Source organism: Acinetobacter stercoris (assembly GCF_900323515.1).
Lineage (GTDB): Bacteria > Pseudomonadota > Gammaproteobacteria > Pseudomonadales > Moraxellaceae > Acinetobacter > Acinetobacter stercoris.
Genome location: NZ_OOGT01000195.1, coordinates 1 through 7,491, shown reverse-complemented (window position 1 = coordinate 7,491; position 7,491 = coordinate 1). Strand labels below are relative to the sequence as shown.

General features: G+C 36.1%; 12 protein-coding genes. 7 read left to right on the top strand and 5 right to left on the bottom strand.

The features are described 5' to 3' along the window. Positions 1 to 195: 195 nt before the first annotated feature. From KPC_RS16100 to KPC_RS16080, 5 genes are all read right to left on the bottom strand, one after another. Positions 196 to 1,116, bottom strand: a complete 921-nt coding sequence (locus tag KPC_RS16100) for a hypothetical protein (protein ID WP_121975374.1) — start codon at positions 1,114 to 1,116, stop codon at positions 196 to 198. Continuing rightward, positions 1,113 to 1,694, bottom strand: coding sequence for a DUF6932 family protein (locus KPC_RS16095; protein WP_121975373.1), 582 nt, complete (start codon positions 1,692 to 1,694; stop codon positions 1,113 to 1,115). The genes KPC_RS16100 and KPC_RS16095 overlap by 4 nt, the downstream gene beginning before the upstream one ends. 56 nt (positions 1,695 to 1,750) lie before the next feature. Beyond that, positions 1,751 to 2,107 (bottom strand): DUF1304 domain-containing protein, encoded by a 357-nt coding sequence (locus KPC_RS16090; RefSeq protein ID WP_121975372.1) that lies wholly within the window; start codon positions 2,105 to 2,107, stop codon positions 1,751 to 1,753. A 107-nt stretch (positions 2,108 to 2,214) separates the two neighbouring features. Continuing rightward, on the bottom strand, positions 2,215 to 2,514 hold the full coding sequence (locus KPC_RS16085; protein WP_121975371.1) for a hypothetical protein: 300 nt from the start codon (positions 2,512 to 2,514) through the stop codon (positions 2,215 to 2,217). 32 nt (positions 2,515 to 2,546) lie between these two features. Next, positions 2,547 to 3,305: a S24 family peptidase gene (locus KPC_RS16080; RefSeq protein WP_121975370.1), complete on the bottom strand. Its 759-nt coding sequence runs from the start codon at positions 3,303 to 3,305 to the stop codon at positions 2,547 to 2,549. A gap of 115 nt (positions 3,306 to 3,420) precedes the next feature. On the opposite strand from KPC_RS16080, the gene KPC_RS16075 reads away from it, so the two are divergent. From KPC_RS16075 to KPC_RS16045, 7 genes are all read left to right on the top strand, one after another. After that, positions 3,421 to 3,669, top strand: coding sequence for a helix-turn-helix domain-containing protein (locus KPC_RS16075; RefSeq protein ID WP_121975369.1), 249 nt, complete (start codon positions 3,421 to 3,423; stop codon positions 3,667 to 3,669). A gap of 10 nt (positions 3,670 to 3,679) precedes the next feature. Next, positions 3,680 to 3,943: a hypothetical protein gene (locus KPC_RS16070; protein WP_121975368.1), complete on the top strand. Its 264-nt coding sequence runs from the start codon at positions 3,680 to 3,682 to the stop codon at positions 3,941 to 3,943. Between the two features lie 243 nt (positions 3,944 to 4,186). Then, positions 4,187 to 4,429: a hypothetical protein gene (locus KPC_RS16065; RefSeq protein ID WP_146196654.1), complete on the top strand. Its 243-nt coding sequence runs from the start codon at positions 4,187 to 4,189 to the stop codon at positions 4,427 to 4,429. Further along, positions 4,426 to 4,728 carry a hypothetical protein gene (locus KPC_RS16060; RefSeq protein WP_121975366.1) on the top strand — a complete coding sequence of 101 codons (303 nt, stop codon included), beginning with the start codon at positions 4,426 to 4,428 and terminating at the stop codon, positions 4,726 to 4,728. The genes KPC_RS16065 and KPC_RS16060 overlap by 4 nt, the downstream gene beginning before the upstream one ends. Further along, positions 4,725 to 5,675 carry a helix-turn-helix domain-containing protein gene (locus tag KPC_RS16055; protein ID WP_121975365.1) on the top strand — a complete coding sequence of 317 codons (951 nt, stop codon included), beginning with the start codon at positions 4,725 to 4,727 and terminating at the stop codon, positions 5,673 to 5,675. Before KPC_RS16060 ends, KPC_RS16055 begins: the two co-directional genes overlap by 4 nt. Next, positions 5,676 to 6,077: a DUF559 domain-containing protein gene (locus KPC_RS16050; RefSeq protein WP_121975364.1), complete on the top strand. Its 402-nt coding sequence runs from the start codon at positions 5,676 to 5,678 to the stop codon at positions 6,075 to 6,077. Between the two features lie 174 nt (positions 6,078 to 6,251). Then, the gene (locus tag KPC_RS16045) at positions 6,252 to 6,749 is read left to right on the top strand and encodes a hypothetical protein (RefSeq protein ID WP_121975363.1); all 498 of its coding nucleotides are present in this window, start codon (positions 6,252 to 6,254) and stop codon (positions 6,747 to 6,749) included. The last annotated feature ends 742 nt before the right edge of the window (positions 6,750 to 7,491 follow it).

Below are 7,491 nucleotides of genomic sequence, written 5' to 3'. Positions count from 1 at the left end.
ATATAATGTCAATCGTATTTACTAAATATTAGTGAATTAATTTAGTTTTATGCTATAACAGACAAAAGAAAACCCCGCATGGACAGGGTTAGGCTGATTAAGCTTCGATCATCTTTGTGATCTTGGTTAATTTATATCCTATTTTTATTTAAAAGAAAACCCACGCTGGGTGGGTTGTTGGATTTGGCAGAAAGATTAGAGTAAGCGTATATTATCTAAACTTTCTATAGTAAAACGAGGTTGGCTATCTCCAACTTGGGTAACAATAATATTAATTAATATTGCCTTATGGAGCCATTCGCGATTAATAATATCAGGATCATCTATTTTTAAATCAACCTTTCCACGAATAACTTTATCTTCTTCATATGACTTAAATTCAAATGATCTTAAGTTAGGTAAAACCCCTTGAAACTCCCCTTTGAAAGGCTGAATTGATTCACGAATGTTATTGCTATCTAATCTTCTAATTGCTCTAGCAAGTTGTTCCTGATCACTGAATCTAAAAAACCTATTGCTAAATTCAAATCCACAAAGCGAACTTTGGTCTTGAAGAAATTTTAGAAAATTAAATACTGTTTTTGCTGCTCTAGGATGGATGTCGCTAATAACATCAATTAATTCTTCGTCAGTACCTAACGCAGATATTTGGAAAAGTTTTGAAATTTCTTCTAATGCAGACTCGACTATAGGGGGGGCTGCATAGAGGTCACTATCATCAGGTTTTGGAAGATCAAATTCAAAGCCAAGAGATCCTGTTGCCATACCAGTAATCATTAATTGATTACTTAGTTTTTTAGGTATCTTTCCTTTGTAGTTTAAATTTCCTGACATTGCTGCAGATATTGCAGCAATCGCATCAGAGAAAAGCATAGTTGCTTGTGACGCGAATAATGCTGAAATAGCTTCACTACCAATTACATGGGGGCCTCTAAACGTTAGCTTGGCTTTTTTTGATAAATGATGAGGATTTATAGTTCCAAGCTTATTTTTAGCCTTCGTTAAGCGTTTTTCAATACTGAATCTATCGAAAATATTTTCAGATGGAATTTCCTTCAATAAGTTTTCAAGCATTAAAACTTCAGAGGTTAAGTTTTCGAATTCTACATAATTCATTGTTTATCCTCCTTTATTTTAATTTCATTTAGGAAAATGTTTGCTTGTTGGTCTGCTTCAGGTGAGAGGGGGACTTGAACAAAACCTTTCCATATATTATCACTTTTTCTATGAGACCACATACTGTACCAATAACTTAATTGCTTAACGGTGGCTGGAGAAAAAGTAGTTCCTAATTGCATACCATAAGCATCAACTTTAAAAAGTGGCTTTGTGTAATCTGAGTCTAATAGGTTTAAGAATGCATCTATAAAGGATTTGTCTGACTTAGTTTCAAATTGAGGAATGTAATAAAAAGTCACAACATCTATATCATCAGGATCTCTATACTCAATATTTTCGATATCTTGACAAAAACTGCCATCAATCCACTGAAAACCTTCAATCACCCCAAGATCGTAAAAGCTTTTCCTGTAAGAAAGAAACCCTTTCAGAATGTCAATTCTAGCTGGTGTAGTTGCAAATCTTGTTACTACACTTTTTATGTCAGTAATATAAGGAGATCTGTCAGGACTATGCCCGGGTTCCTCAGGTCGTATAGGAGGAATCACTCCTGCCATATTGAATTCTGGTATCACATAAATCCCCTAAATATCTCTCCACCCGATCATTAAGCTGCGTCGGGTTCGCAGTTTTAATAACCCAATACCATCGATAGTATTGTTATCAAAGCTGGAACGGCTTGAATAAATATGATTTTTCGACTTGCTGTGATTGAACCATATATACCAGCTACTAAAACACATCCAAGAAAAAAGTAAGCCAAGCTAGGATAAAAGTGATTTGGAGCAATAACTGCCCATAATAGACCGGCAGCTAAGAACCCGTTATAAAGCCCCATATTTTGTGCAAGCGGTTTAGTCGCTCTTGCTTTCTCTGGTGTATTCCCAAAAGCTTTCATGCCTCTAGGTGTTTCCCATAAAAACATCTCTAGCACCAAGATGTAGACATGCAGTAAAGCTATTAAAAGGATCAGTATTTTTGAAATCATTAATTTTTACTCGATATAAAGCTGTAATGAATCTTATCTCAACATGAGCACCCATAAGAGGGCAGCCCCTAAGACCAGTCCACCCATTTTTAAGTATTTAGGTTTAATCATTCTGAATACTTCCCCAGAAACTCATCCACCCAACCTTGTGCTACTTCAAGATTGGTTATATCAGCCAGCTTTAGATTGGTACCTTCTGCTTCGTTAAAGCCCTCAATAATGGCTTCAAAGATATTTGCTTCACTAATGACCTCGCGTGCCATTTCCGCAGCGTCATAGCTTTGCTTAGCTCTTTTAAGTGCGGCTATTTGTTTATTAATCCCTTCATCAATCTTGCTTAATGCTAATTTAAATTCTTGACGATTGATTGTTAGCGCCGTTTTGGATTTATTGAGTGTTGCGATCATTTTGCTGTCCTTCTTTAGTAATCTTACCGTGTTTATGGTTTTACTAATGCCAACTCCAATCGACCCACAAAATTAATTTCATTAAGTTGATCATTTGTAATAAATTCATCAGGATATCTATTTTTATCAGGATTGTCGCTTGTGAGTTTTACGGTTTTAGAGCCAGCGTAACTTACAAAAACCCTTTTCATACGTAACTCATGATTATGGGTGAACACATAAACACTCCCATTCTTTAGTGCATTAGGATCTTTGTCAGATACATCTACAAATAAAGGGCTATCTGGAGCTACGGTTGGATACATACTGTATTCTGCTGAATAAATAATTCGTAAATTCTTCGGATTTGTTTGAATCCCCATAATTTTTAAAATATATGGATCAATTTCTAGGTATTCACTTACATCCTCTAGGAAGTTCTCTATACCAGAGCCACAAGATGCCTTTACATCTTTGTAAACAGGTATTTGAACATTAGAAGTTCTACCTTTTGTATCTGCACTTTTAAATTCTATTGGAGAAATAAATATACTACCATCCCCCTTGGTAATAGGGAGGGACTCATTTTCACTTTCTAGATCCAGTAATCCTATCTCCCAGCCAACCTTATTTTCAAGATTGCGTGCAGCGCGCTCACCAAAACTCCCATGACCATTTATAAGCTGTGAGATATGGCTAGGGTTTAAATCATAATGTTCGCAAAAAGTAACATCATTTTTAAAACCTTTTCTTCTAAGTTCAGCATCTATGGCTGTGCGCAAATTTATGCGTCTTAAAGCTACTTTATCCATATTTAGTATTTCATATAGTTTTTAGTAAAAAGTAAATTCATAAATACTAAAATAAATTTGACATGTTTGGTAAATAAAATTAGTATTTACTAAATATTTATAGAGATGTAGATATATGACTCAATCCAACACAGAACAACTTAAAAGTTACTTCATGAAGCTAAGCACCGATGAAAGAGCCGAGTTCGCAAAACAATGCCTAACCACAGTTGGGAATTTGCAACAAATAATTTATGTCAATAAAAAATGTGGGGCATCACTTGCAGTCAGAATTGACAAAGCAAGCAAAGGAAAAGTGTCTTGTGATGACTTATGTCCCGATGTGGATTTTGATTATGTCCGTAATCAAACCCTTTCAGCGTAGGAATAAGTTCATGAGCCTTGAAAAAGAAGATCTTCGTATGAAGATGCTCCCAGACATGATGGAGCGTTTGCGATTGATCGCTGACGTTCGTGGAAAAGATTATGCACATCAAGCTGTCATCCTGTTAGAAAAAGCAATTATGGGTGAATACCATGAAGTTAGCTTAATGCTTGAAAGAGCAAATAAAAATAGGAAGAAAAGGGAGAGCTTGGGATTGGTTGGGCAAGCCAAGGCAAGCGATCAATCTCAAATTTTAGAAATTAAAAAAGCCTGACTTAAGTGGAGTCAGGCTTTAGCAATTCAAAACTTTAGAAGGCATTGAATATGGAATCAAATTTAACACAGATTTTTTTAAATGCAAATAAAAACCGCTTCCCCCGTAAAAAAAGAAGCGGCTGTAATTCACTAACCTAGAGGAGTCATGAATATGAAATCAAATTTAACACAACACCCATGCAAAGGCAAATGCACTGAATTTAAAAATGAGCAGTGTAAAACGTGCTTGGTTCGAGAATCCGTGAAAATCGGTTGTGATTATTTACCAGATGACACGGTTGTAAAAATCCACGGCGATGATGACACGTTGTACGTGTTTGCAATGCAAAGCGAAATTAATCCTCTTTATGGATATATCGGTGAGCCTTATGCGGAACAAGGGGAATGTATTGCACTTTCAGACATACGATCAGCCACAGCAGCGGAATTCAAAGCCAAACACCGTTTAACCAAAGCTGAGCAAGCAATAGCGGAGGTTCCATGAATAGTGAATTTCAAAGTCAGCGTGAATATAAAGAAATCCAGCGTATCCAGTCTTATTACGAACCTGCATTAAAAATCCTGAATGAAATTTTTGAGAAGAAAAAACTCAATCTTCGTTCAAAAGGCTTTGACGAAAAAAATGCAGCAGTGACTAAAGAAGAATTTTCACAACTCATGGCACGGCGTTTTCGAATTACTCAGTGGTACGCAAAGCAAATCATCACAAGTTTGGTGAATTCCAACAGTGTGGAATCTTTCATGGGCTATGTAAAACCCAAATACAGAGAGGATCGATTATGAGCCTTGATGCCAGTAAGTGGGCTTGGGAAGTCAGAATACCCGTTAAAAAGGGTGGGGCTTTAAAACCACTTAAAAAATTAGTTTTACTTTCACTCGCTGATCGTGCCTGTGAACAACATTGTGCTTATCCGAGTATGACCAGACTGGTCGAAGATACCGAAATGGATCGAAAAACAGTCCTAAAAATTATAGATGAACTGATTGAAGATGGACTCATTATCGATACTGGTGAACGTAAGGGAAAAACCAAACAGGTCAAAGTCTATCAATTGGTCGGTGTAAATGGTCGTGAAACAGTACCAACAATGGCACCCTTAAAAGCAGAAAATACCGATTTAAAGAGTACCAACAGTGGAACAGTTCCAACAATGGAACAGTACCAACAATTCCATGAAAGAGTCCCAACAATTCCGTCAAAGAGTCCCAACGTTGGGACACGGAATCTATCAAAGAATCTATCATTAGAATCTAAATATAAAAAAGATTGGCTTTGTTTTAAAAAACTTCGTGAAGAAATATTTTTGGCTGATGACAGTATCGATTTTGAATTTGTTACAAAATCAAAATGGGCAGAACGTGAAAAACGCGCCTTCGAAATTTACAATGCTGAAAAGAATCTCTGTGATGATCTGATGAATTATTACTTCGCTGACTGGCTGATTCAGGCTTACCGAACAAAATATGCCAATCATCAGGAATCAGGTCACACAAAACGAGCAGGGCAAAACACCCCGATAAACTCACTGTCTGAAAAACAGATTTTCACCTTTGCCAGCAAACTGGCTCACCATCCTGAATTTTCAGGCAAGTTTGGTGAACCAGGAGAATCCTATGAAAAACTGGCAGCACGTATCGCCATAAAACTGGAAAACCCGAATACTGCCAAAAAATGGGAACCCTATTTAAAACAGGTTGGATTCACTGGAAATCTACGAGGTGCAGCGTAAGTGTCTAGTATCTCAATCGCTGAATACAAAAAGCTATTTCCCCAGCCATGGCGAACAAGTACAAAACGCCGTAGCCAATCCAAAGGCGAGAGAGCAGTTAGTGAGGGTGAAGCAACCCTGATCCAGCATTTCAAGGCACATAACATCATTTTTAAACATGAGTTTCAGTTCAACCCAAAACGTAAATGGAGAGCAGATTTTCATATTTTAAATACAAAAATTCTGATTGAGGTTGAGGGTGGTGTTTGGAGCAATGGAAGACATACACGAGGCAAGGGCTATATCGCCGATATGGAGAAATACAACTCAGCCATGGCATTAGGCTATCAGGTATATCGATATAGCACTGAACAGGTAAAAAGCGGTAAAGCGATTGAAGAGATTAGGCGGTTGATCGAATGAGAAATAATGAGTGGATGTGGTGGGTTGGGTTTGCAATCTTATTAATTTTTAGTCTTGGTTTTTCAGCCGCTAATACCTTGACGGTATGTAAAACACAAGATGTGTTCTGGGTAAAAGGCACTCAGTACAGTTGCAATTTTTTCAAGAAATAAAGATTTGACGGTGGGCGAATATATGAATGTGGTCATTGAGAAAAAACATATTTTGCAGGCAGTTGATTGGTCTAGGTTTAGTTTTGAGGAATGGTGCCGTCAATTAGGGGCATGGATTAACGGCGATAATGAAACAATGGTTCGAATTGTAAAAACGATGCCTACCAAACGTATTACACAGAAGCAAAGAGAGCAGTTGCTTGCTATGTATATGAATGACGAAAATTTAAAAGATCGACTATGTGTACGCCGTAAGGGTACTTGTTGCGAGCTGGATAGCAATGAAGCACGTGCAATTCAAAGATTATTTTTAGATATCCAGCTAATAGAAGATGAGATTTTACAAGAGTGGATATCATCTGTTTGGTCACATCATGTTTTAGGTAATTCATTACGTGATATTGCAGCAAGTTGCGAAATTCCAGTTAATCAGGTTCGCCAAGATTTAAAATGCGGTTTAGCTTTTATTAAATGTCGCTATTCACACTTTAGTTTTGAAACTTTTAATAAAACCACTTGAGTGTGCGCACAGGTTATGGCATATTTGTGATAACTTGGCGTTTTATGTATTTAACCGCCATTAAAAACAGTTTTGGTTTCCTACCCACCGACTCCAATACGTGGGTACTTTTTATTTAACAGTTTACATACTTACTTTAAGCTAAGATTGGGTAGGTATTTTTTTATTCGGTTTATTGCCCACAATTACCCCATATTGTGGGTATTTTTTAGCTTACAGAAATGTGGATTTTTAAAATTTCAGTAGCTAAAAGTATTTGGTATGAATATTAAGTGTAAAAGCGCTTATTAATAAGATTAATCAAAGATACATCGTATTTCTAGATTAGCCATTAAACGTCAATCATACATTGAAAGCTATACTAAATATAGAAAAATCTTGAAATATTAAGTGATTGGTGAGTTGTCCTTGATTTACACTTAAGAAGATATTTTTCCAAGTAGTAGAAAAATACGATTTATGATTGCATATCTACAAAAATTAGGGTATATTTTTCTAGAGTTTGAAAGTTTTATCCACCTGCTTTTTCCAATTAGCAGGTTCTTTTTATAAAGGTTTATATATTTAAATAATAACACTTAGTGTGAGTTTTTATTAGGTTTTGCCCACATTCCCCAATGTGGGTATTTTTTTATTGAAAGGAGTTTTTTTGATAAATATCTAGTTAAGCTTTTTAATAAGCAGACTTAAAAGACTTTGATCCTATCTAAAAAAAAACTTCAAAAAGTGATAATTGTTATAG

What these genes read in the sequence shown, in the direction of transcription:
- KPC_RS16100 (WP_121975374.1), bottom strand. Translation starts at nt 1,116, where the DNA reads ATGAATTATGTAGAATTCGAAAACTTAACCTCTGAAGTTTTAATGCTT.
- KPC_RS16090 (WP_121975372.1), bottom strand. Translation starts at nt 2,107, where the DNA reads ATGATTTCAAAAATACTGATCCTTTTAATAGCTTTACTGCATGTCTAC.
- KPC_RS16085 (WP_121975371.1), bottom strand. Translation starts at nt 2,514, where the DNA reads ATGATCGCAACACTCAATAAATCCAAAACGGCGCTAACAATCAATCGT.
- KPC_RS16080 (WP_121975370.1), bottom strand. Translation starts at nt 3,305, where the DNA reads ATGGATAAAGTAGCTTTAAGACGCATAAATTTGCGCACAGCCATAGAT.
- KPC_RS16075 (WP_121975369.1), top strand. Translation starts at nt 3,421, where the DNA reads ATGACTCAATCCAACACAGAACAACTTAAAAGTTACTTCATGAAGCTA.
- KPC_RS16070 (WP_121975368.1), top strand. Translation starts at nt 3,680, where the DNA reads ATGAGCCTTGAAAAAGAAGATCTTCGTATGAAGATGCTCCCAGACATG.
- KPC_RS16060 (WP_121975366.1), top strand. Translation starts at nt 4,426, where the DNA reads ATGAATAGTGAATTTCAAAGTCAGCGTGAATATAAAGAAATCCAGCGT.
- KPC_RS16055 (WP_121975365.1), top strand. Translation starts at nt 4,725, where the DNA reads ATGAGCCTTGATGCCAGTAAGTGGGCTTGGGAAGTCAGAATACCCGTT.
- KPC_RS16045 (WP_121975363.1), top strand. Translation starts at nt 6,252, where the DNA reads ATGAATGTGGTCATTGAGAAAAAACATATTTTGCAGGCAGTTGATTGG.